Annotated in this window: 23 protein-coding genes; 7 read left to right on the plus strand and 16 right to left on the minus strand. The window is 53.6% G+C overall.

From position 1 onward, the window contains the following. Positions 1-234 precede the first annotated feature (234 nt). On the minus strand, positions 235-1,359 hold the full coding sequence (zapE, locus tag ABVN36_RS06530) for a cell division protein ZapE (RefSeq protein ID WP_023138274.1): 1,125 nt from the start codon (positions 1,357-1,359) through the stop codon (positions 235-237). Between the two features lie 192 nt (positions 1,360-1,551). Here zapE and zapG point away from each other — a divergent pair, with 192 nt between their 5' ends. The 3 genes from zapG to degS all read left to right on the plus strand — a co-directional run bounded on the left by zapG (position 1,552) and on the right by degS (position 4,637). Next, positions 1,552-1,950 (plus strand): Z-ring associated protein ZapG, encoded by a 399-nt coding sequence (gene zapG / locus ABVN36_RS06535; protein ID WP_001519074.1) that lies wholly within the window; start codon positions 1,552-1,554, stop codon positions 1,948-1,950. 156 nt (positions 1,951-2,106) lie between these two features. Further along, positions 2,107-3,474 (plus strand): serine endoprotease DegQ, encoded by a 1,368-nt coding sequence (gene degQ, locus ABVN36_RS06540; protein WP_000716695.1) that lies wholly within the window; start codon positions 2,107-2,109, stop codon positions 3,472-3,474. A gap of 92 nt (positions 3,475-3,566) precedes the next feature. Further along, entirely contained in the window at positions 3,567-4,637 is a 1,071-nt protein-coding gene (gene degS, locus ABVN36_RS06545) for an outer membrane-stress sensor serine endopeptidase DegS (RefSeq protein WP_000497705.1), read from the plus strand. A gap of 33 nt (positions 4,638-4,670) precedes the next feature. On the opposite strand, the gene ABVN36_RS06550 is transcribed toward degS, so the two are convergent. The 10 genes from ABVN36_RS06550 to mdh form a co-directional block, all read right to left on the minus strand. Beyond that, entirely contained in the window at positions 4,671-5,402 is a 732-nt protein-coding gene (locus tag ABVN36_RS06550; protein ID WP_023138275.1) for a triphosphoribosyl-dephospho-CoA synthase, read from the minus strand. Between the two features lie 19 nt (positions 5,403-5,421). Beyond that, positions 5,422-6,723, minus strand: coding sequence for an oxalacetate decarboxylase subunit beta (locus ABVN36_RS06555; protein WP_164528040.1), 1,302 nt, complete (start codon positions 6,721-6,723; stop codon positions 5,422-5,424). Between the two features lie 12 nt (positions 6,724-6,735). Beyond that, positions 6,736-8,511, minus strand: coding sequence for a sodium-extruding oxaloacetate decarboxylase subunit alpha (gene oadA, locus ABVN36_RS06560; RefSeq protein WP_050901253.1), 1,776 nt, complete (start codon positions 8,509-8,511; stop codon positions 6,736-6,738). Between the two features lie 16 nt (positions 8,512-8,527). Beyond that, complete coding sequence (locus tag ABVN36_RS06565) at positions 8,528-8,776, minus strand: oxaloacetate decarboxylase subunit gamma (RefSeq protein WP_033903554.1); 249 nt, start codon at positions 8,774-8,776, stop codon at positions 8,528-8,530. Between the two features lie 156 nt (positions 8,777-8,932). Further along, positions 8,933-9,550, minus strand: coding sequence for a L(+)-tartrate dehydratase subunit beta (gene ttdB / locus ABVN36_RS06570; RefSeq protein WP_000162405.1), 618 nt, complete (start codon positions 9,548-9,550; stop codon positions 8,933-8,935). Next, positions 9,550-10,449 carry a L(+)-tartrate dehydratase subunit alpha gene (gene ttdA / locus ABVN36_RS06575; protein WP_000045349.1) on the minus strand — a complete coding sequence of 300 codons (900 nt, stop codon included), beginning with the start codon at positions 10,447-10,449 and terminating at the stop codon, positions 9,550-9,552. Before ttdA ends, ttdB begins: the two co-directional genes overlap by 1 nt. Positions 10,450-10,481: 32 nt before the next feature. Further along, positions 10,482-11,750, minus strand: coding sequence for an SLC13 family permease (locus ABVN36_RS06580; protein WP_000433390.1), 1,269 nt, complete (start codon positions 11,748-11,750; stop codon positions 10,482-10,484). 210 nt (positions 11,751-11,960) lie between these two features. Then, entirely contained in the window at positions 11,961-12,626 is a 666-nt protein-coding gene (locus tag ABVN36_RS06585; RefSeq protein WP_001171581.1) for a GntR family transcriptional regulator, read from the minus strand. Beyond that, the gene (locus ABVN36_RS06590; RefSeq protein WP_000723776.1) at positions 12,613-13,242 is read right to left on the minus strand and encodes a GntR family transcriptional regulator; all 630 of its coding nucleotides are present in this window, start codon (positions 13,240-13,242) and stop codon (positions 12,613-12,615) included. Before ABVN36_RS06590 ends, ABVN36_RS06585 begins: the two co-directional genes overlap by 14 nt. Before the next feature lie 119 nt (positions 13,243-13,361). Continuing rightward, positions 13,362-14,300 (minus strand): malate dehydrogenase, encoded by a 939-nt coding sequence (gene mdh, locus ABVN36_RS06595; RefSeq protein ID WP_000861586.1) that lies wholly within the window; start codon positions 14,298-14,300, stop codon positions 13,362-13,364. Positions 14,301-14,714: 414 nt separating this feature from the next. On the opposite strand from mdh, the gene argR reads away from it, so the two are divergent. The 3 genes from argR (at position 14,715) to yhcN-B (ending at position 16,183) form a co-directional block, all read left to right on the plus strand. Further along, a complete protein-coding gene (argR, locus tag ABVN36_RS06600) occupies positions 14,715-15,185 on the plus strand; it encodes a transcriptional regulator ArgR (protein WP_001257852.1) in 471 nt (156 codons plus the stop codon). A gap of 364 nt (positions 15,186-15,549) precedes the next feature. Continuing rightward, a complete protein-coding gene (gene yhcN / locus ABVN36_RS06605) occupies positions 15,550-15,813 on the plus strand; it encodes a peroxide/acid stress response protein YhcN (RefSeq protein WP_000695695.1) in 264 nt (87 codons plus the stop codon). 103 nt (positions 15,814-15,916) lie between these two features. After that, the gene (gene yhcN-B, locus ABVN36_RS06610) at positions 15,917-16,183 is read left to right on the plus strand and encodes a DUF1471 family stress response protein YhcN-B (protein WP_000853277.1); all 267 of its coding nucleotides are present in this window, start codon (positions 15,917-15,919) and stop codon (positions 16,181-16,183) included. Positions 16,184-16,242: 59 nt separating this feature from the next. On the opposite strand, the gene ABVN36_RS06615 is transcribed toward yhcN-B, so the two are convergent. From ABVN36_RS06615 to aaeX, 4 genes are all read right to left on the minus strand, one after another. Beyond that, complete coding sequence (locus tag ABVN36_RS06615) at positions 16,243-16,515, minus strand: hypothetical protein (RefSeq protein WP_001103887.1); 273 nt, start codon at positions 16,513-16,515, stop codon at positions 16,243-16,245. A gap of 171 nt (positions 16,516-16,686) precedes the next feature. After that, the gene (aaeB, locus tag ABVN36_RS06620) at positions 16,687-18,654 is read right to left on the minus strand and encodes a p-hydroxybenzoic acid efflux pump subunit AaeB (protein ID WP_023137826.1); all 1,968 of its coding nucleotides are present in this window, start codon (positions 18,652-18,654) and stop codon (positions 16,687-16,689) included. A 5-nt stretch (positions 18,655-18,659) separates the two neighbouring features. After that, entirely contained in the window at positions 18,660-19,592 is a 933-nt protein-coding gene (gene aaeA / locus ABVN36_RS06625; RefSeq protein WP_000855134.1) for a p-hydroxybenzoic acid efflux pump subunit AaeA, read from the minus strand. 7 nt (positions 19,593-19,599) lie between these two features. Further along, positions 19,600-19,803, minus strand: coding sequence for a p-hydroxybenzoic acid efflux pump operon protein AaeX (gene aaeX / locus ABVN36_RS06630; protein WP_000051840.1), 204 nt, complete (start codon positions 19,801-19,803; stop codon positions 19,600-19,602). Positions 19,804-19,984: 181 nt separating this feature from the next. On the opposite strand from aaeX, the gene aaeR reads away from it, so the two are divergent. After that, the gene (gene aaeR / locus ABVN36_RS06635) at positions 19,985-20,914 is read left to right on the plus strand and encodes an HTH-type transcriptional activator AaeR (protein WP_000440300.1); all 930 of its coding nucleotides are present in this window, start codon (positions 19,985-19,987) and stop codon (positions 20,912-20,914) included. A gap of 121 nt (positions 20,915-21,035) precedes the next feature. Here aaeR and tldD read toward each other — a convergent pair whose 3' ends face one another. Next, positions 21,036-22,481, minus strand: a complete 1,446-nt coding sequence (gene tldD / locus ABVN36_RS06640; RefSeq protein WP_000055940.1) for a metalloprotease TldD — start codon at positions 22,479-22,481, stop codon at positions 21,036-21,038. Between the last annotated feature and the right edge of the window lie 98 nt (positions 22,482-22,579).

Genomic DNA, 22,579 nt, shown 5'->3' on the forward strand with positions numbered 1-22,579 from the left:
ACACGACAAAGTCCGGTAAACCTACCCCCTCGGATATGTTTGGCCGGCACAGAGAAAGTTTGGGAAAAAACTCTCTTGTAACGTGGGGTCGCAGGATTATAGAGAAGTCCAGGTCAAAGATCGACCCCTTTTTGCGATTTGCCGCGGGTTTTGTTCAGGCCTGGTTCCCCCTCCGGTAGGGGAGGTTGCACAGATATGATACCGCACAATGCCGGGGCGCTGCGCTTGTCCGGCTTACGGCATATGCTCCCGCTTGAGGTACTCCGCACTCTGCATCTCTTGCAGGCGCGACAGACAGCGCTGAAATTCAAACTTGAGCCGCTCCCCCTGATAAATCTCATATAACGGCGCGGCGGCGCTGACCACCAGCTTAACGTGGCGCTCGTAAAACTCATCCACCAGCGCAATAAAGCGGCGCGCTTCGTTCTCCATCAGCGGCGTCATGACCGGCACGTCAAACAGCAGAACCGTATGAAATAACCTTGAGAGCGCAATGTAATCATGCTGGCTGCGGGCCTCGACGCACAGCGTAGCGAAAGAGACCGCTAACGTTTGGTTTTCAACGCCCAGGGTGGATAAAGGGCGATGATTGATTTCCAGCGTCGGAGCGTGCGCGCGCGCGGTCCCCGCTAACGCCAGCCACAGTTTATCCATTTGCCGCCGGGTTTCATCATTAAGCGGCGTTAGCCATAAATGGGCCTGCGTCAGCGTCCGCAGTCGGTAATCGACGCCGGCGTCCACATTCATAATGTCGCAGTGCTGTTTAATGGCATCGATAGCCGGCAGGAAGCGGGCGCGTTGCAAACCGTTGCGGTAGAGTTCATCCGGCGGAATATTGGAGGTCGCGACCAGCATAATGCCGCGTGCAAACAGCGCTTTCATTAAACCGCCCAGCAGCATGGCGTCGGTAATATCGGTGACGAAAAACTCATCGAAACACAGTACGTCCGTCTCGGTTTTAAACCGATCGGCAATAATGTCTAACGGATCGATCTGTCCCTGTAACGCGGTAAGCTCTTCATGCACGCGCAGCATAAACCGATGAAAATGCAGGCGTAGTTTTCGCTCGCCCGGCAGGCTGTGGTAGAAGAGATCCATGAGCCATGTTTTGCCGCGCCCCACGCCCCCCCACATATACAGCCCGCGAACCGGTATTTGCGCGTCCGGTTCGTTTTTGCCTAATAATTTCCCCAGTCGCGCTATCAGTCCGCCGGGTGGCGTAGCCGACGATTTTTTCGCGGTGAGCGCCTGATAAAGGGTTTCCAGACGGTCGACCGCCTCTTTCTGAACGTCGTCAGGCTGATGGGTGCCTTCGTTGAGTGCCTGGAGATAACGCGATGTAGGGGAAAGGCTTTGCATAATGTTATTGTTATTCCTTGAAAATCGATGTGCCGTCGTTCACGGCTGACGAAAAAAAGGCCGTTCTACACTACGCGATATGCTGTCGGGATTCCACTTCTACGGAATTAGCGGTTATAGTGGCATAATCAGGCGCGGGCATGGAGCCTGGAGCCAACACCCTACGGAAACATAAGACAACGGGAGATGTTCATGACCTGGGAATATGCGCTAATTGGATTAGTCGTCGGTATCATCATTGGTGCCGTGGCCATGCGTTTTGGTAATCGTAAGTTACGTCAACAGCAGGCATTGCAGTACGAACTGGAAAAAAACAAAGCTGAGCTGGAAGAGTACCGTGAAGAGCTGGTTAGCCACTTTGCCCGCAGCGCGGAACTGCTGGATACCATGGCGCATGATTACCGCCAGCTGTATCAGCATATGGCGAAAAGCTCCAGCAGCCTGCTGCCGGAAATGTCTGCGGAGTCGAATCCGTTCCGTAACCGTCTGGCGGAGTCTGAGGCGAGCAACGATCAGGCGCCAGTACAAATGCCACGTGATTATTCTGAAGGCGCGTCTGGCCTGTTACGTAGCGGCGCGAAACGCGATTAATCGCACGCCGTTAAGAAAATTATCGGGCGCATCGCTTGCGCCCTCTCTCTATCTTTCCTGTCCCAGCTATTATCATTGTTACCAGGCTGAAAATTCAATAACATCAATCTGTTTTGAATTGTCTATCCGTTCATTCAAGGTACGAGAGCAGCATCCATGAAAAAACACACCCAGCTGTTAAGTGCATTAGCGTTAAGTGTCGGATTAACTCTTTCGGCACCGTTTCCAGCCCTTGCATCGATACCAGGCCAGGTGCCAGGCCAGGCGACGCTGCCAAGCCTTGCCCCTATGCTGGAGAAAGTGCTGCCTGCTGTCGTCAGCGTAAAAGTCGAGGGAACCGCCACCCAGAGCCAAAAAGTGCCGGAGGAGTTTAAAAAATTCTTTGGCGAGGATCTGCCAGACCAGCCGTCCCAGCCGTTTGAAGGACTCGGTTCGGGGGTGATTATCGATGCCGCGAAAGGCTATGTATTAACCAATAATCATGTGATTAATCAGGCACAGAAGATCAGTATTCAACTGAATGACGGACGCGAATTCGACGCGAAGCTGATCGGCGGCGACGACCAGAGCGATATTGCTCTGTTACAAATTCAGAATCCCAGCAAGTTAACGCAAATTGCCATCGCCGATTCCGACAAACTCCGCGTCGGCGATTTCGCAGTGGCGGTCGGTAATCCGTTTGGCCTTGGGCAAACCGCCACCTCCGGGATTATTTCAGCGCTGGGACGCAGCGGGCTTAATCTGGAAGGGCTTGAGAACTTTATTCAAACCGATGCCTCTATTAACCGCGGCAACTCCGGCGGCGCGCTGCTTAACCTGAACGGCGAGCTGATCGGGATTAATACCGCGATCCTCGCGCCAGGGGGCGGGAGCATCGGCATTGGCTTTGCTATTCCTTCCAATATGGCGCAGACGCTGGCGCAGCAGTTGATTCAGTTCGGCGAAATCAAACGCGGATTGCTGGGAATTAAAGGCACTGAAATGACCGCTGATATCGCTAAGGCATTCAAACTGAACGTTCAGCGTGGCGCTTTTGTCAGCGAGGTTTTACCCAATTCAGGTTCGGCGAAGGCCGGGGTGAAATCCGGAGACGTGATTATCAGTCTTAACGGTAAGCCGCTGAATAGCTTTGCCGAACTGCGTTCGCGTATCGCCACCACCGAACCGGGCACGAAAGTGAAGCTGGGCCTGCTGCGCGATGGTAAGCCGCTGGAGGTGGAAGTCACGCTGGATTCCAATACCTCTTCTTCCGCCAGCGCCGAAATGATCGCCCCGGCGTTGCAAGGCGCGACGTTGAGCGACGGCCAGCTGAAAGACGGGACGAAAGGCGTTAAGGTTGATAGCGTCGAAAAAAGCAGTCCTGCCGCGCAGGCCGGTTTGCAAAAAGATGATGTTATCATCGGCGTTAACCGCGATCGCATCAGTTCTATCGCCGAAATGCGCAAAGTGATGGCGGCAAAACCGTCCATCATTGCTCTTCAGGTAGTACGCGGCAACGAGAACATTTATCTATTGCTGCGCTAATCCTGTCTTAAACCGGGCATCAGCCTGCGATGTGATGTCCGGTTAACTCATGGTATGCTGCTGCCGTTCCCTTTTTTAACGACGCCTCCATCATGTTTGTGAAGCTCTTACGTTCGGTCGCAATAGGTTTAATTGTCGGCGCTATTCTGTTGGCCGTCATGCCTTCTTTGCGCAAAATTAATCCTATCGCCGTCCCGCAATTCGACAGTACCGATGAGACGCCAGCCAGTTATAATTTTGCGGTTCGCCGCGCCGCGCCTGCCGTCGTCAACGTCTATAACCGCAGTATGAACAGTACCGCGCATAATCAACTGGAGATCCGCACGCTGGGTTCCGGCGTGATCATGGATCAACGCGGTTATATTATTACCAACAAGCACGTGATTAACGATGCCGATCAGATTATCGTCGCGCTACAGGATGGCCGCGTCTTTGAAGCGCTACTGGTTGGCTCCGATTCGCTTACCGATCTGGCGGTGCTGAAGATCAACGCCACTGGCGGGCTGCCTACCATCCCGATTAATACAAAGCGTACACCGCATATTGGCGACGTCGTACTGGCTATCGGCAACCCATATAATCTGGGACAGACCATCACCCAGGGAATCATCAGCGCAACGGGTCGTATCGGCCTGAACCCGACGGGGCGACAGAATTTTCTCCAGACCGACGCCTCGATTAACCACGGTAATTCCGGCGGCGCGCTGGTCAACTCGTTAGGTGAACTGATGGGGATCAACACCCTCTCTTTTGATAAGAGTAACGATGGCGAAACGCCGGAAGGCCTTGGTTTTGCGATTCCCTTCCAGCTAGCCACGAAAATTATGGATAAGCTTATCCGCGACGGTCGCGTGATTCGCGGCTATATCGGTATTGGCGGACGAGAAATCGCGCCGCTGCACGCGCAGCAGGGTAGCGGCATGGACCCGATTCAGGGCATTGTCGTTAATGAAGTGACGCCAAACGGCCCCGCCGCGCTTGCCGGTATTCAGGTTAATGATTTGATTATTTCGGTCAATAATAAACCCGCCGTGTCCGCGCTGGAGACGATGGATCAGGTGGCGGAAATTCGCCCGGGCTCTGTCATTCCGGTCGTGGTAATGCGGGATGATAAGCAGCTCACGTTCCAGGTGACGGTGCAGGAATACCCGGCGTCGAACTAAAACGACGCAGCTTTTGCCTGCGTCGTTCGACGGCTAGTCAATAAAGACTGGCCCTGCCGGAAAATGCGCCAGGAAACTCGTGAAGATCAGCAGAGCGGGGAAACTCTTTTCCCCAACGGCCTCTTCACGCAGCGCCTTATCCAGTGCAAGCAGGCTATGCTCCCCCCCTTCCCCCAGAATGCCGCCCATCCAGAGCAGTCGTTGCGCCTGTTGACGCGCATACTGCGATGCGCTTTTCCAGGCAATCAGATGCAGCAACGTTTGTAACAGCAGGATCCGAGACGCGTGACCATCGCGTTGTAATCGCCTGAATACGGGTAATGCAATACTACGTACCGTCGAGAAACCGCTCGCCGCCTCCTCCTCAATCGGCGATAAACCAACAGCCGCCTGTTTGACGAAATCGCATAACTGATTGTGTGTTAATGGCCGCTCGCCTGCGCTCATATACCCTGCGGCAAAACAGAGTAACCCGATACCCTGAGCCCAATCGGTCGATGGCAGAATCCCCTGCAGAACATTCGGTGCCGACGTCTGTGCGGCACAAAGCCCCTCGTCGTAACACTGTGCAAAACGTTGCTCATATATTGCTGAGTTGACGCCGGACCACGGCAGTAAATGCAGCGCTGGCTCAAGCTCAGTTATCTGATTCACCGTCTCAACAACATAATGCAAGATGGTTTCTCTGGATGGCATGGATGTACCTTGCCGAAACGCAACCATTTCACTCATTACTGTGTCCTCATTTTGCGGGAACAGAATCACTGCTCCCGATTAGATTGGATTACATTGCCAGCACGTACTTCAGCATCACGCCCGCGGCAATGGCCGAACCGATAACCCCCGCCACGTTCGGCCCCATCGCGTGCATCAGCAGGAAGTTCTGCGGGTCTGATTCCAGCCCCACTTTGTTCGATACGCGGGCTGCCATCGGCACCGCCGACACCCCCGCCGAACCGATAAGCGGGTTGATTTTGTTCTTACTGCACAGGTTCAGCAGCTTCGCCATCAGTACCCCGGCCGCCGTCCCAATCCCGAACGCAATCACACCCAGCACCAGAATGCCCAGCGTCTGCGGCTGCAGGAACTTATCCGCCACCAGCTTCGCGCCCACCGACAGCCCGAGGAAGATGGTGACGATATTAATCAGACCGTTCTGCACCGTGTCGCTCAGACGCTCCACCACCCCGCTCTCGCGCATCAGGTTGCCGAAGCAGAACATCCCCAGCAGCGGGGCGGCGTCCGGCAGCAGCAGCGCCACCAGCAGCAACAGCACCGCCGGGAACAGAATCTTCTCCCGCTTGCTCACCGTGCGCAGCTGCACCATGCGGATTTTCCGCTCCTTCTCCGTGGTCAGCGCTTTCATAATCGGCGGCTGGATTAACGGCACCAGCGCCATATATGAGTACGCCGCCACCGCGATGGCCCCCAGCAGCTCCGGCGCCAGCTTGCCCGACAGGTAAATCGCCGTCGGGCCGTCCGCTCCGCCGATGATGCCGATGGCCGCCGCCTGCGGCAGGGTGAAGGAAATCAGGCCGAAGTAGTTCAGCGTCAGCGCCCCCAGCACGGTGGCGAAGATACCGAACTGCGCCGCCGCGCCGAGCAGCAGGGTGCGCGGATTCGCCAGCAGCGGGCCGAAGTCGGTCATCGCGCCGACGCCCATAAAGATGACCAGCGGCGCGACACCGGAGCCAATCGCCACTTTATAGAACAGCGCCAGCACCCCCGGCGTGTAGCCCATGTCCACCGCCAGGTTCTCCATCTGGCTCTGCACCGACGGCAGCGCCAGCGCTAATGCCTCTTTAATCGCGTGCACGTCCGGCGCGCAGTTCAGCTTCGCGGCAATCACCGCCAGCTGCCCGGCGTCGTGATGCGCCAGCAGGCTTTCCAGCGCGGTCAGCGCCATGCCCGCTTCCGGGATGTTGGAGAGCAGCCCGCCGAAGCCAATCGGCAGCAGCAACAACGGCTCGAACTTCTTCGCTATCGCCAGCCACAGCAGCAGCAGGCTCACCAGCAGCATGATGGCCTGGCCTGCGCCAAGGTTCATCAACCCCATGCCCTGAAGCAGGGCGTTCAGACTTTCCATTTCAGTTCTCCGTTACGCCAGCGTCATCAGGGTGTCGCCCACAGAGACCGCGTCCCCGGACTTCACCGCGATACCGCGTACCGTCCCGGCCTGCGCGGCGCGGATTTCGGTTTCCATTTTCATGGCTTCCAGAATCAGCAGCACATCACCTTCGGCCACCGTCTGGCCTTCAGCGGCAATCACCTTCCAGATATTCCCCGCCAGCGGCGCGGTGACCGGGGTGCCGGCGCCTGCGGGAGCGGCAGCCTGAACCGGTGCGGAAGAGGCCGCCGGAACAGCCGTAGTAAGCTGGCTGATATCGCCGCCGTCGCTGACCTTCACCACAAAGGCTTTGCCTTCCACTTCCACGGTGTAGATACCGGAGGCGGCAGGCTTCTCTGCTTTTGCCACCGGCTGCGCGGCTTCCGCCTGCGGTACCGGCTCAAACGCCGCCGGGTTATGGCGGTTCTCAAGGAATTTAAGGCCAATCTGCGGGAACAGCGCCACGGTGAGCACGTCGTCGATGGCGTTTCCCGCCAGAGTAATCCCCTTCTCCTGCGCCTGGCGCCTGACGTCCGCTTCCAGTTCAGCCAGTTCCGGTTTGAGTAAATCCGCCGGACGGCAGGTCACCGGGGCGCCCCCTTCCAGCACGCGGGCCTGTAACGCGGCGTTCACCGGCACCGGGGTGTGGCCGTATTCGCCTTTCAGAATGCCCGCCGTTTCTTTGGCAATGGTTTTGTAGCGCTCGCCGGTCAGGACGTTGAGCACCGCCTGGGTGCCGACAATCTGCGAGGTCGGGGTCACCAGCGGGATAAAGCCGAGGTCCTCGCGCACGCGGGGGATTTCCGCCAGCACCTGGTCCAGCCTGTCCGCCGCGTTCTGCTGCTTCAGCTGGCCTTCGAGGTTGGTCAGCATCCCGCCCGGCACCTGGGCCACCAGAATACGGCTGTCGTAGCCTTTCAGCTGGCCTTCAAAGGCCTGGTATTTTTTGCGCACCTCGCGGAAGTACGCGGCGATGCTCTCCAGCTTCAGGATATCCAGCCCGGTGTCATGCTCAGTACCTGCCAACGTCGCCACCAGCGCCTCGGTGGCCGGGTGGCCGTAGGTGGCGCTCATGGAGGAAATCGCCGTGTCGACGCCGTCGACGCCCGCCTCGATAGCCTTCAGCAGGGCCATCTCCGCCATCCCGGTGGTGGCGTGACAGTGCAGGTGCAGGCGCACGTCGTGGCGTTTTTTGATTTCGCTCACCAGCTCAAAAGCGGCCATCGGCGTGAGAATGCCGGACATATCCTTAATCGCGATGGAATCAACGCCGGTTTCCAGCAGTTGTTCGGTCAGGTCCAGCCAGGTCTGCAGGGTGTGGGCCGGGCTGGTGGTGTAGGAGAGCGTGCCCTGGGCGTGCGCGCCGTGGCTGCGCACCGCCTGCAGGGCGGCTTTCATATTGCGCGGGTCGTTCATGGCGTCGAAGACGCGGAACACGTCCATGCCGTTTTTCACCGCGCGTTCGACGAAGCGCTCCACCACGTCGTCGGCGTAGTGGCGGTAGCCGAGCAGGTTCTGGCCGCGCAGTAGCATCTGCAGCGGGGTTTTGGGCATGGCTTTTTTGAGTTCGCGCAGGCGCAGCCACGGGTCCTCGCCGAGGAAACGGATGCAGGCGTCAAAGGTGGCGCCGCCCCAGCATTCGAGGGAGCCGTAGCCCACGTCGTCGAGCTGAGCGGCAATCGGCAGCATATCGTCAAGACGCAGGCGGGTGGCGAACAGAGACTGGTGGGCGTCACGCAGGACGACGTCGGTAATGGCAATGGTCATGGATCCCTCCGGGAAATTAAACGTGGTGGCGGTGATGGTGAATGGCGGCGGCAATCACCGGCTTGAGGCGGGCAAAGTCGTCCGCGGGCGCGGCGGCGGCAGGTGCCAGTTTTGGCGCCGGAGCCGGTTCAGGGAAGAAACGGTTGACGGCGGCGGACATGCCGCGGATGGCGAAAATCAGCAGGAACAGAAACGCCAGCACGAACCCCATGCCGAGGAACATCAGGGTGAAGCCTTCACCTAATAGCAGAGCTGCATTAGTCATAAAATAGCCTTCAGGCAGGAGGCACGATAATGGGGCTATTTATGACGATGAAATAATAAGGGTGGATTTCCCTGAGCCGCCCCCGGCCAGAGCCCTTGGTTATTATTATCGTCATAACGTATTACCACCATTATCGTGCAATTTACGTAATCAGGTTTATTTGATGAAACTTACGTTCTGGCATATTTCATCAGCGACGATCTCTTTACGCTGATTAAAAATAATTTTGTTCTGTTCAAACAGATTATTCCCATGGGTATCAATAGAAACAATCAGCGGGCCAAACTCTTTAACCCGACAGACCCACAGCGTTTCCGGCATCCCCAGATCGCGCCATTGGGCATCTTCAATTTCTTCCACGCACACGGCGGCTACAACCGCACAACCGGCAGGGAATACGCAGTGCAGCGCTTTGTGTTCAGCACAGCCCTCTTCGGTACCTTTACCCATACCGCCTTTACCCACAATTAATTTCACGCCAGTCTGCGCAATAAATTCTTTTTCGAATTTCTCCATACGCATGCTGGTGGTTGGTCCAACGGAGACCATTTCAAACTTATCGTCTTCGCCTTTAATTGGGCGGACAATGGGGCCAGCGTGTAAAATAGCGCCGCCGCGAACATCTACCGGAAGTTCGCGACCACCTTCAATTAAACGGCGATGGGCTACGTCACGGCAGGTAACAATATGACCGTTGAGATAAATAATATCGCCAGCCTTAATATCCGCTAAATCTTCATCTTTAATTGGCGTAGTCAGGATTTTTTTAGTCATCAGAAATTCACTCCGCTGTGAGACGTAATGGTGTAATTCAAATCTTTATCGAAAACGATGTGCCCTTTACGGTGCGACCAGCAGCCGACGTTTACCGCCACGCCGATGGTAGAAGGATGACGCGCGGTGTTTTCAATGTTCACGCCCATAACGGAGGTATTACCGGACATCCCCTGCGGCCCCAGGCCAATTTTGTTAATGCCGTCTTCCAGCATTTTTTCCAGCGAGGCTGCACGCTCATTCTCGTTATGCGAACCGATCGGACGCATCAGCGCTTTTTTCGATAGCAGTGCCGCCGTTTCAACAGAGGTCGCTACGCCCACGCCAACCAGCAGCGGCGGACACGCGTTGAGGCCGTAGCTGGTCATCACATCCAGTACAAAGCGGGTCACACCTTCATAGCCTGCACCCGGCATCAGCACCATCGCTTTCCCCGGCAGAGAACAACCACCGCCTGCCATATAGGTATAAATGCTGCACTGATCGGAATTGGGAACGATCTCCCAGAAGACCGTCGGCGTGCCTTTACCCACGTTTTTACCGGTGTTGTATTCATCAAAAGTTTCTACGCTGTTGTGGCGCAGCGGAGAATCTACAGTTGCTTTGATCACCGCCTCACGCAACAACGCTTCCAGCTCGCCAATCAGCGGAAAGTTCGTCCCGCACTCCACCAGAAACTGAATGACACCGGTGTCCTGGCAGGAAGGCCGATCCAGCTCTTTCGCCAGACGCTGGTTCTCAATCATGGTAGTAAAGATGACGTCGGCCAGTTTACTGGTCTCTTTCTTATGCAAATCTTCCAGTTTTGCAGTGACATCATCAGGCAAAACTTTGCCGGTATATCCCACAAACTTGGCCATAACGTCGGTCATATGGGATATCTGTTCACTTTTGCTCATAAATGCTCCTTAGTCAGAACAGCTTCCGTTAATTACGGATGAAAAGGGAAAAGGATTGGCAGCAGGATCAAGCTGACAATGGTTGAAACGATAATCAGGGGGATACCGGCCTTAGCGTAGTCGACAAATTTATAGCCACCCGCGGAGAGCACCATCATGTTGGCAGGCATACCGATAGGGGTTGCGTAGGCGCAGGAACCGCCAATGACCGTCGCCATCAGAACCGCACGCGGGTCGGCCCCCATGCCTGCGGCAATGGACAAACTCACCGGCACCAATAGCGCTGTCGTTGCGGTATTGGACATAAAGTTGGTCATCACAACGGATAAGGCGAAAACGGCGATCAGCAACATGAACGGTGAGGAGTTTTGCCCCAGCATGCCGATTACATAGTCCGCAACCAGCTTGCCTGCCCCGGTCATTTCCAGCGCTTTTGCCAGCGCCAGGGTGCCGCCAAAGATAAAAATAGTCTGTGAATCAATGGCTTTATAGGCCTGTTTTTCCGTGAGTACGCCGCTTACGACCAGCACAAGAGCGCCAATACAACCGGTCACGGCCAGGCTGACACCGATCTTCTTCTCAAAGATCATGCCGAGGATCGTTGCGATCAACACCACGAGTGAGAGCCGTTGTTTCCACTGTGGAACATGGCTGTAGTCACGTTGCTCCCCGACGCTCCCCACCTCACCGCCGGTCGCATTATTCGGCAGAAAGCGATAGCCAATAGTCAGGAAGTAGAGAATGCCGCAGATGAGCATCGGGAGACCGATTTTTGCGTATTCAAAAAAGCCAAAGCCGCCGCCAATATTCTGTAGCGCAGACTGCGCGATAAGATTTCCCGGCGCGCCAATTAACGACAGGTTACCGCCCAACGCAGCGGCGAAAACCAGCGGCATCAGTAGACGAGAACGCGAGAAGCCCGATTTTGCCGCCACGCCGATCACCACCGGAATCAAAACCGCAGCGGTACCGGTGTTAGAAAGGACGCCAGACATCAAACCCACCACCACCATAATGGTGAAGATCAGCTGTTTTTCTGTTTTCGCGAAGCGCGTGATGACGCCGCCCACTTTGTTTGCCATACCGGTCTCGAACAACGCACCGCCCACGATGAACATCGCGACAAAGAGGATAACGTTAGTGTCGATAAAGCCAGCAAAGGCCTGTTTGATATTCAGAACGCCGGTGATCACTAAGGCCACGCAGACAATCATGGAAGTGACGGCCAGTGGCACTTTTTCCCATACAAACATGACGATAGCGAACACCAATAAACATAAGGTAAGGGTAATGGGTTCCATATTTATAATTATCCAATCAATGATATATGATATTGTATCCAATATTGACAGGGAGAAATTATTCCCATACAAAAACTAAGTCAAATCGTTTCTCAGGAAAGATGCAGGAGTGGGATCTACATCAAGATCGTGGTTAGATCGTTACTGGACGTGATTAATAGAATTGAAGAATTGGTTGAAGCGCCTGCGATGCTCACGCAGGCGAAAAGATCAGGCAGAAGGGTCACCAACATAGCGGGTCAGCATATTCTCCATTGAGCGAATAATGTGTTCGCGCATGCGCTGGCGTGCCAATGTTTCATCATGAAGTTCAAGAGCTTGCAGAATACTTTTATGTTCCTGAATGGAAATCACGGCATACTCTTCTTCGGTGACCTTATGGCCCATCGACAGGCCGTTCCACATATTACAGAGCAACATTTTCATTTTTTCGTTGCCAGCAACATTCCATATTTCCATATGAAATGCCTGATTCAGGTCGGAGTATTCCGCCGAGTTATTTTCCGCGAGAGCCTTTTCAGCGGCATAATGCACCTGGGCTATCCGCGAGATATCGGTGCCAGGACGAGAAGCTTTAGCCACCGCCTCACTTTCTAACAGCGCGCGAATTTCATAGTGTTCACGGATCGTTTGTTCATTGATGCCCAACACCACCGCCCCTTTATTAGGGCGCACTTTTATCAGCCCATCCGCCGCCAGAATCTGAAACGCCTCGCGCACTGGCATACTGGACACGCCGACCATTCCGGCAATGCCTTCTAACGTAATCTCCTGCCCTTCCACTAACTCCCTCGAAAGAATCGCTTTACGCAGCACTGCCGCGACCTGTTCTTTCGCTGAAAGAAGCTTAATCTTCCCTAACTTAGGCTTCTGCACTTTCCCAATCCTTCATATGTTGACGCATTATTTCTGCTAAAGAGAGGAAATAACGCTGCATAACTTGCCCAATCTCATCACGCCGCCCCTGGCGTATGACGTCAGCCAGTTCAGCGAAAAGCTGCGCCGACTCCTGATTATCTTTTTTCAGATGCAAAATAACATAAGAGACATAACCGTCCAGGAACTGCTGATACACCTTTTCCAGATAGCGGTTATTCACATAAGAAATCAGCATCGCATGACACTCCAGTTCGCAGGATTTGTCTTCTGCGACAGCCAGCGCTTGCGCACGTATCAGGAGGGCATCGCCTACTTCGCTGGGTATCAGCGAAAACATTTCGGCGGCCATCGCGGCAATCACGCGAAAAATATGACTCACGCGATCGGCCTCAAGATGCGCGACCTGCATGTGCCTGTTGGGCAGTCGGATTAAAAAACCTTCCTGTTCGAGTGACTGTAGCGCTTCTCGAACCGGCATTCGTGAAAGACCGAGCTGCTCCGCAATACTTTCCTGCGCGAGTTCTTCTCCCGCTTTTATATTGCCGGAAAGAATTTCATAGCGAAGCATTTGCGTAATGTGATCGCGGGTTTGCGTTCTTTGGATCTTTTTCACGACGTTCTCGTTAATAACCGATAAGACGTGAGGAGTTTAGCAGATTTAGTACTTGATTTCGTGGCTTGTTTACAGTCAAAGAAGCCGGAGCAAAAGCCCCGGCATCGGGCAGGAACAGCTTATTTATTAATAAAATCTTCACCCAACTGAATATCTTTTTTCAGCGTATCCAGCATAGCGTCCAGCGAATGTTGCTCGAAAGCGCTCAGTGTGCCGATGGATTTACGCTCTTCTACACCGTTTTTACCCAGCAGCAGCGGCTGAGAGAAGAAACGGGCATACTGACCGTCGCCTTCCACATAGGCGCATTCCACCACGCCTTTTTCGCCCTGCAGAGCGCGAACCAGAGAAAGGCCGAAACGCGCGGCAGCCTGGCCCATAGAGAGGGTTGCCGATCCGCCGCCAGCTTTCGCCTCGACGACTTCAGTACCGGCGTTCTGAATACGTTTAGTCAGCTCGGCCGCTTCTTGTTCGGTAAAACTTACGCCTGGAATCTGCGACAGCAGCGGCAGAATCGTCACGCCGGAGTGTCCGCCAATCACCGGAACTTCAACTTCCGTTGGCAGCTTACCTTTCAGCTCTGCGACAAAGGTATTAGAGCGGATGATATCCAGCGTGGTAACGCCAAACAGTTTGTTTTTGTCGTATACGCCTGCTTTTTTCAGCACTTCCGCCGCAATCGCAACGGTGGTGTTCACCGGGTTGGTGATAATGCCCACGCACGCTTTCGGGCAGGTTTTAGCGATCTGCTGCACCAGGTTTTTCACGATGCCGGCGTTAACGTTAAACAGGTCGGAACGGTCCATACCCGGCTTACGCGCCACACCAGCAGAAATCAGTACTACGTCAGCGCCTTCAAGCGCCGGGGTTGCGTCTTCACCGGAGAAACCTTTGATTTTTACAGCGGTGGGGATGTGGCTCAAATCAACGGCCACACCGGGAGTCACTGGAGCGATGTCGTACAGGGAGAGTTCTGAACCTGAAGGCAGTTGGTTTTTTAAAAGTAATGCCAGCGCCTGACCGATACCACCAGCAGCGCCGAGGACTGCGACTTTCATCCTAAACTCCTTATTATATGATTAGCTAAGTGTCTATTGCTCCGCGGCGGCGACCTTAATTCACAAATTCAATGATTACAATCCTCACTCATCAAGAATGCGGAGTCGCGCAATTTTGGCTTTTATGCATTTAATTTGCGTAATCCGGATCGACTGCAACCAGAGAGCAACGTTCCTACAGGTGGTGACAATATACCCTACTATCCTCTCAAAACAACATCATTTTGATAACAATTAATTTACTTTTAATCTTATTTGCGAGGCGTGACACAGGCATGTTTCTTGATAACGAAATTTGATAAAATTCCGCTCTTTCATAACATTATTTCAGCCTTAAACAAGGCAGACTGTTTGCATAAAAATTCATCTGTATGCACAATAATGTTGTTTCTACCGCCATATTACGGGTGACTTATGCGAAGCTCGGCTAAACAAGAAGAACTAGTAAGAGCGTTTAAAGCGCTCCTCAAAGAAGAAAAATTCAGCTCACAGGGCGAAATCGTCCTCGCGTTGCAGGATCAGGGCTTTGAAAATATCAATCAGTCCAAGGTCTCGCGCATGTTGACTAAGTTCGGCGCAGTGCGTACACGTAACGCAAAAATGGAAATGGTGTACTGTCTTCCGGCTGAACTGGGCGTCCCAACAACATCCAGTCCGTTGAAAAATCTGGTGCTGGATATCGACTATAACGACGCTGTCGTGGTGATTCATACCAGCCCCGGCGCAGCACAACTCATTGCGCGCCTGCTGGATTCACTGGGGAAAGCAGAAGGTATTCTCGGCACGATTGCCGGCGACGATACTATCTTCACTACGCCTGCCAGCGGCTTTTCCGTAAGAGATCTGTACGAAGCCATTCTGGAACTTTTTGAACAAGAGCTTTAGTCCCACTTCCTCCGTCGTCGTACGGCGGAGGCACCTTTTTGTCCTCTCCCCTCGCCGCTTTCCTGTACGGCTATCATTTGGCAAATGATGCCCTTAAACATTCACCGCATGAATGACAAATCAAAAAAACGCACAAAATGTCAAATTTTTTAACCTATTGATTTTCTTTTATTTTTTAAACAGCAGCGGCGAAAAACAGCAATTTTAATTCCATAACGTTATAAAAAATAAAATTTTTAATGCCTTTAAAAAGCAGAAACAATTAGCGTGGTATTAATTAATCGCGTGATTAGTGTATACTTAATTTTGTGATGAGGGTCACGAAACAAAGACCCCAGTAAAGGAATTCGACGAGGTAAAAATCATGAAAATCAAAACCACTGTTGCAACATTAAGTGTTCTGTCCGTTCTCTCTTTTGGCGCTTTCGCCGCAGAACCTATCAGCGCAGAGCAAGCGCAAAATCGTGAAGCAATCGGATCGGTTTCAGTCAGCGCTATCGGCTCATCGCCTATGGATATGAACGCCATGCTGAGCAAAAAAGCGGATGAACAAGGCGCTACGGCCTACCACATTACCGAAGCGCGTAGCGGCAGCAACTGGCACGCCACTGCCGAACTGTACAAATAAAATTCACCTGCCATCGCATATAACGTGTCATTGCTTCGCGGAGATATCGCATAAGAAAAGCCCATTAATCCGCGAGGTTGATCCTAGAAAGGAATAAAAGACCATGAAAACGAAATACATTATCGCATCACTCGGCCTGGCCACTCTGCTCTCTTTCGGCGCAAATGCCGCAGTACATCAGGTCAACGCGGAACAGGCGCAGAATCTGCAACCGATGGGCACCATTTCCGTCTCGCAGATTGGTAGTACGCCAATGGATATGCGCCAGGAGATCGTCGCTAAAGCTGAAAAAGCAGGCGCTAATAGCTATCGCATCATCGAATTAAAAGAAGGTGATAACTGGCACGCCACCGCCGAGTTGTATAAGTAAACCCTCGTCGTCTAACCCGACGACTTGCCCCCGCCTGTCAGGGGCTTTTTTATGCTTTTTCAATGCCGGACATTAAACCGTAGCCGCCCCTCCAGCTCTTCTTCCGCTTCATCAAAGAGTAAAATCAGCGCCCCGTAGCGCCTGCGCAGTTTATCAGGCAGGTGAACGAACTCAATCTCTAGCGGTAGAGGTAAGATATCGCTCATTACCGCATCCCATAATGTATCAAGATCGCTTACTTTCTCACTGGCAAGACCAAACGTCTGCGTAAACTCGCGATAAAAATCGCTTTGGTTTTTAATATCATTAAAATCAAAAGTATAGACATTCATAGCCAGCCACCATCCCCGACAGACAATTGTCTGTTTTACTACTAAGCATCATTATGCAGAGGTTTCACTTCCAGAAACGCTTTTAGCCCCGGAGCACTCTTGCGCTGTTTTTGTATCTCAAATAAGTATAGTCATAAAAAAACCGACGCTTTTGGCATCGGTTCTTGTGGGTTAGCTATCGGTAAGCGCGTTCTGGTATTTATGTAACATGCCCGTCAGGCGTTTAACCGGTTCCGTCACCTGCGGCGGCGCCTCCCAGATACGTAATTTCTCCTGATAGATATCCAGCTCATCCAGCAACTGACCAAAGTAGCGTCGCCGTTTATCATCGCTTCCGGCGGAAATAACATGGTCTGCGGTACGACGAAGCTGACGGTGGAACACTGACAGATCTTCATTAACCGGTATCGGCGCGTCGCGCAGACGTTGATGAGCAATGATCATCGTTAGCGCCAGGCGAAACTTCGGCAAATCGCCAGGGAATTTATTCATCAGCAAAAAGAGTTGCTGATATAACGCAGGCAGACGGTTTTCTTTACGACGTACCACGTTGGTCGTCATTGCCGAGACCGCAGCGGAAACAAACTGATTAAGCAGCACGCGACCGGTTCGATCTTTGGATTTATCACGCACCAGCAGGATGACGATAAACGCCAGCATACAGCCGACAATTTGCCCCAACGCGCTGTCGAGGAACTGGCTGAAATGGAACGTCATCGGATTATCCAACACAATAATGTTAATCGTACTGGCCAGCGCCCCCATCGACCCCAGACGCCGTTTCTGGACCTCAATGCCGATAAAGAACCCCAATACCGCCAGGCTCAAACATAACAACAGCATACTTTGCTGCGTATTGGGAATAATCACCAGGAAATAGAGCAATCCCAGCGGCAACGCCGCCAGAGTGCCATAAATAAAATCAATGCAGACCATGCGCGGATTGGGTAAACGCATCGCCAGCGAGGTCACCACAGCAATCATCACCATCGCGCCATTACCCGATGTCCAGCCGGTCCATAGCCAGAATAATGTCCCCAGAATGCAGGAAAGCGTGGTGCGCCAGAAGTTCACCATCGCATGGTGACGTTCAGCGGATTCCACTTTAACTACGGGCTCGCCTTGCAGGATCTCTTCTTCCGTCGTGCTGATTTTGGTGTTACTGATCACGCCGCGTTTAAGCAGCAGATAGCGCGTCGCAGCGCCTACCCAGCTATAAAGCGTGACGGGCGTTTCGCGCTCGCCGGTCCAGACAATAACACGCCGCATCCGTTTTAACTGCCTGTGGACGTCCTGTACCGTTTCAACCGGCGTCTCGAACAGTTCCCGGAATGTATCGGTAATCAGTTCCGGCCGCGTGTTTTGAATAAGATAAGTTTCACAGGATTGCGTAATCAGCGTGAGCGAAAGCGTATTCAACGCTTTCAGGCGGCGGTTAGCGCGTACCCAGCGCGAAGATTCCATATTCAGATTACTTCGCATCCCCTCCAGCGCCGCCGTGCGTCGCACCAGATCGCCCCAGGCGTTGTCGACTTCTTCGCTGTCGCCATGCTTAATACAAAGTTGCATTAGCTGATATTGCGCTACCAGTAAACTGTCCAGTTCGCGATCAACCTCCTGCTTTATCGATCGCGGCGAGAAAAGCAGATCCGCTAAAATAGCGCAGCCAATGCCGATGACGATTTCGCTACAGCGCTCAAGCGCAAATTGCGGCGTGAGCAGCGGCTCCGTCTGAATGGTAATCACAATGATCAGCGCAGTATAACCTGACAGTCCCCACGCATAAGAGTTTTCGATCCGTACTAAAGAGGAGATCCAGGTACAAAAACCGGCCCAGACACAGCACACCAGAATCATCAATAGCGGCGCGCGGATCATAGAGATAATAATGATAAGCGCGGCGATACAGCCAATAAACGTCCCGATAATACGCAACATTCCGCGATAACGGATAGCGCCGGAATAGGGTTCCCCGCCGGCGGCAAATGCCGGGCCTGCCGCCACGATCGCGGCGGTCAGCACCGCCCAACGCGGCGTCTCCAGTTGAAAATGGAAGCCGATAAATAATGCCAGCACAATGGCGCACGCCAGCTTTACCGCAAAACGAATGTGCTGGTTGGCAATGGAGAAAATGCCCATGACGATTAACCGAATTCGCGCAGCCGGTGCGCCAGTTTACGGAAGAAGGAGTCCTGGCTTGCGTCACGATCCTGCTTACCGGTGATCACGACGGTTGCCGTCGTACCGGCAGGCCACAAATTCCCCTGCTGCTCGTCGAGCCGGATGCGCACCGGAACACGCTGGGCCAGACGCACCCATTCGAGGTTAGAGTCTATCGTCGCCATCCCTTTCGCATCGCTGGTACTGCTGGCATTCGTTACCCCTGCCGCCACGCTATCGACGGTACCTTTTAATACCCGGTTGCTGCCAAGCGGCGTGATTTCGGCACGATATCCCGGACGCACGCCTTCCAGCTTGGTCTCTTCCATATAGGCCTGCACATAAAAAGAGTTCTTTTTCACCAGGGCGACGGCTGTGGAACCGCGGGTAATAAATTCACCGGCATAAACATTGAGGTTAGTCACCCAGCCGTCGGCAGGCGCGCGAATGACGGTGCGCTCCAGATCGAGTTTAGCCAGATCGCGCGTCGCCTGGGCTTTAGCCAGTTGATGCAGTACAGTCTGCAAGACATTGTTCGCCTGATCGATCTCTTCCCGGGACATCGCCTGTACGCCGAGGCGATTACGGCGACCGGCTTCCTGGCGTTTTTCCTGCGCCAGGACCTGATAATAGGCTACATCAGCTTCCGCTTCCGCCAGCGCTTTTTGATAGCGTGGCTGATCGATGGTAAACAGGACCTGATCCTTTTTCACCAGTTGGTTATCATGCACGTTTACATGGGTAATCAGGCCCGCGACATCCGGGGCAATAGCGACGACATCGGCGCTAAAACGCGCGTCACGCGTCCAGGGAGATTCGGTGTAATACACCCAGGCGCGGAAAATGGCGATAAAGGCCAGAATAACCAGTACGAGGGTAATGGCCGTACGGGAGAGTTTTCTTGTTAGTGTTTTCACTTCAACCTCAAACGAACAGGCGCGATATTAAATAAAACAGACAACAATACAGCGCGGTATTGAACAGAGCCGGATGCCAGACAAAATCATAGATACCCGTCGGCACAAGCATCCGACGCACCAGCCAAAAAATAGCCAGTGACAAAAGCAATTCGAAAAATATCGGTGGGAAGGAAAGACCAAACACCACGATAACGGGAAACAGACTCATGTTGACCTTGATTTCTGAGAGAGAGCAGGCGATAGATTGTTAAGCTACATCGCCGCAGAGAAGGGCAAGAAACGCCAGGCGAGAGCGACATAGCTCTTATTCGAATAATAGTATATTAACGTAATTGTTATGCTGTTATCTATATTATGTGATCTAAATCACTTTTAAGCCAGAGTGAATAATGGAACGATTAAAACGAATGTCGGTATTCGCCAAAGTTGTCGAGTTTGGCTCTTTTACCGCCGCAGCCAGACAGCTGCAAATGAGCGTATCGTCCATCAGCCAGACTGTGGCGAAACTGGAAGATGAGCTTCAGGTTAAATTGCTCAACCGCAGCACACGCAGCATTGGGCTCACCGAAGCTGGAAAAATCTATTATCAGGGCTGTCGTCGTATGCTGCATGAAGTGCAGGATGTTCACGAGCAGCTTTACGCTTTTAATAACACGCCTATCGGTACATTGCGTATCGGCTGTTCTTCAACCATGGCGCAAAATGTGCTGGCCGGGCTTACCGCAAAATTATTAAAAGAGTATCCCGGTCTGGCGGTCAATCTGGTGACAGGAATTCCGGCCCCGGATTTAATTGCCGACGGGCTGGACGTGGTGATCCGCGTGGGCGCGCTGCAAGACTCCAGCCTGTTTTCCCGTCGACTCGGCGCGATGCCGATGGTTGTGTGCGCCGCCAAGCCGTACCTCGCTCAGTACGGCGTCCCGGAAAAACCCGCCGATCTCAGTAGCCATTCCTGGCTGGAATATAGCGTGCGCCCGGATAATGAGTTTGAACTTATCGCGCCGGAAGGAATTTCTACCCGACTGATTCCACAGGGGCGGTTCGTCACTAACGATCCGATGACGCTGGTACGCTGGCTGACCGCCGGAACCGGAATCGCCTATGTGCCGCTGATGTGGGTGATCGATGAGATCAATCGTGGCGATCTGGAGATCCTGCTGCCTCGCTATCAGTCCGATCCCCGTCCGGTGTACGCGCTGTACACCGAAAAAGATAAGCTGCCGCTTAAAGTGCAGGTAGTGATTAACGCGTTAACTGACTATTTTGTCGATGTCGCACACCTGTTTCAGGGGATGCACGGGCGAGGGAAAGAAAAATAAAAACACCGGGTAATTGCGGAAGACGATTGTAGCCAGATGCCACCCGAGGCAGACATTTCCTGATGGCGCTGCGCTTATCAGGCCTGGGCGGCACACACCACAGGCCTGATAAGGCGGACAGTTATGCGGTGCCGCCAACCGTCAGGTTATCGACTTTCAGCGTCGGCTGGCCTACGCCTACCGGCAGACTTTGACCCTCTTTACCGCAGACCCCCACCCCGTTATCCAGCTTAAGGTCGTTGCCGACCATGGAGATCTGTTGCATCGTTTCAATGCCTGATCCAATCAACGTCGCGCCCTTCACCGGCGTCGTGACTTTACCGTTTTCAATCAGATACGCTTCCGAGGTAGAGAACACAAACTTGCCGGAGGTGATATCTACCTGACCGCCGCCAAAGTTAGGCGCATAGATGCCGTACTCAACGGATTCGATAATTTCCTGCGGCGTTGACTGCCCCGCCAACATATAGGTATTCGTCATACGCGGCATTGGCAGATGCGCATAAGATTCGCGACGCCCGTTACCGGTCGGCGCAGCGCCCATCAGGCGCGCGTTCAGCTTGTCCTGCATGTATCCTTTCAGTACGCCATTTTCAATCAATACGTTGTACTGGCCTGGCGTACCTTCATCATCGATAGCAACGGAGCCGCGACGGTTCATCATTGTGCCGTCATCCACTACGGTGCAAAGCGCGGAGGCAACCTGCTCGCCGATCTGACCGCTAAACACAGATGTCCCACGACGGTTAAAATCACCTTCCAGCCCGTGACCGACCGCTTCGTGCAGCAATACGCCCGGCCACCCGGCGCCCAGAACCACCGGTAACGTCCCCGCTGGCGCAGCGACCGCGGAGAGATTAACCAGCGCCATGCGTACCGCTTCTTTCGCCCACGCGTCAGCGCGAACCTCGCCGTCGAGATCGGCAAGAAAATACTCATAACCAAAGCGACCGCCGCCGCCGCTGGCGCCGCGCTCGCGTTTACCGTCTTCTTCCACCTGCACGCTAACGGACAACCGCACCAGTGGACGGACATCCGCCGCCAGCGTCCCGTCGGTCGCCGCCACGAGGATTAATTCATATACGCCGGTCAGGCTGGCGTTAACTTCCTGCACGCGTTTATCGGCTTCTCGCGCCACTTTGTCAACGCGTCTGAGGATATCCAGCTTCTCTTCGCGGCTCATACTTTGCAGCGGATCAAGGGTGGTGTAGAGCGGCTGATGCGCTACGGCGGCGAGCGTTTTTACCTTGCCTTCGCCGTTCTCGCGTACAATGGTTCGCGCTGCCTGCGCACTCTGCTCCAGCGCCAGGAGGCTTATCTGGTCAGCATAAGCAAAACCGGTTTTTTCGCCGCTAATGGCGCGAACGCCAACGCCCTGGTCGATATTATATGAGCCATCTTTAATGATGCGGTCTTCTAAAACCCAGGATTCGTGATAGCTCGACTGAAAATAGAGGTCGCCATAATCAAGACGGCGTTCGGCCAGTTGGCCCAAAATAGCGAACAGATCCTGATGGTTCAGGCCATTCGCCGCTAGCAATTGTTCACTTACCAGGTTCAGACTCATCGTTTTTGCTACTCGTTGATTTCTGCCGGATGGCGGTTCACGCCTTATCCGGACTACGTTGTTAGATTGTACAAACCGGATAAACGCAGCGCCGTCCG

It is taken from the genome of Salmonella sp. SJTUF15581 (assembly GCF_043356775.1).
Lineage (GTDB): Bacteria > Pseudomonadota > Gammaproteobacteria > Enterobacterales > Enterobacteriaceae > Salmonella > Salmonella enterica.

Bases quoted from the DNA above. Each gene is read 5' to 3' on its own strand.
- ABVN36_RS06615 (WP_001103887.1), bottom strand. From the start codon at position 16,515: ATGAATGTCTATACTTTTGATTTTAATGATATTAAAAACCAAAGCGAT.
- ttdB (WP_000162405.1), bottom strand. From the start codon at position 9,550: ATGACTAAAAAAATCCTGACTACGCCAATTAAAGATGAAGATTTAGCG.
- ABVN36_RS06565 (WP_033903554.1), bottom strand. From the start codon at position 8,776: ATGACTAATGCAGCTCTGCTATTAGGTGAAGGCTTCACCCTGATGTTC.
- zapE (WP_023138274.1), bottom strand. From the start codon at position 1,359: ATGCAAAGCCTTTCCCCTACATCGCGTTATCTCCAGGCACTCAACGAA.
- ttdA (WP_000045349.1), bottom strand. From the start codon at position 10,449: ATGAGCAAAAGTGAACAGATATCCCATATGACCGACGTTATGGCCAAG.
- yhcN (WP_000695695.1), top strand. From the start codon at position 15,550: ATGAAAATCAAAACCACTGTTGCAACATTAAGTGTTCTGTCCGTTCTC.
- zapG (WP_001519074.1), top strand. From the start codon at position 1,552: ATGACCTGGGAATATGCGCTAATTGGATTAGTCGTCGGTATCATCATT.
- degS (WP_000497705.1), top strand. From the start codon at position 3,567: ATGTTTGTGAAGCTCTTACGTTCGGTCGCAATAGGTTTAATTGTCGGC.
- ABVN36_RS06555 (WP_164528040.1), bottom strand. From the start codon at position 6,723: ATGGAAAGTCTGAACGCCCTGCTTCAGGGCATGGGGTTGATGAACCTT.
- aaeB (WP_023137826.1), bottom strand. From the start codon at position 18,654: ATGGGCATTTTCTCCATTGCCAACCAGCACATTCGTTTTGCGGTAAAG.
- yhcN-B (WP_000853277.1), top strand. From the start codon at position 15,917: ATGAAAACGAAATACATTATCGCATCACTCGGCCTGGCCACTCTGCTC.
- aaeR (WP_000440300.1), top strand. From the start codon at position 19,985: ATGGAACGATTAAAACGAATGTCGGTATTCGCCAAAGTTGTCGAGTTT.
- tldD (WP_000055940.1), bottom strand. From the start codon at position 22,481: ATGAGTCTGAACCTGGTAAGTGAACAATTGCTAGCGGCGAATGGCCTG.
- argR (WP_001257852.1), top strand. From the start codon at position 14,715: ATGCGAAGCTCGGCTAAACAAGAAGAACTAGTAAGAGCGTTTAAAGCG.
- oadA (WP_050901253.1), bottom strand. From the start codon at position 8,511: ATGACCATTGCCATTACCGACGTCGTCCTGCGTGACGCCCACCAGTCT.
- ABVN36_RS06580 (WP_000433390.1), bottom strand. From the start codon at position 11,750: ATGGAACCCATTACCCTTACCTTATGTTTATTGGTGTTCGCTATCGTC.
- aaeX (WP_000051840.1), bottom strand. From the start codon at position 19,803: ATGAGTCTGTTTCCCGTTATCGTGGTGTTTGGTCTTTCCTTCCCACCG.
- mdh (WP_000861586.1), bottom strand. From the start codon at position 14,300: ATGAAAGTCGCAGTCCTCGGCGCTGCTGGTGGTATCGGTCAGGCGCTG.
- degQ (WP_000716695.1), top strand. From the start codon at position 2,107: ATGAAAAAACACACCCAGCTGTTAAGTGCATTAGCGTTAAGTGTCGGA.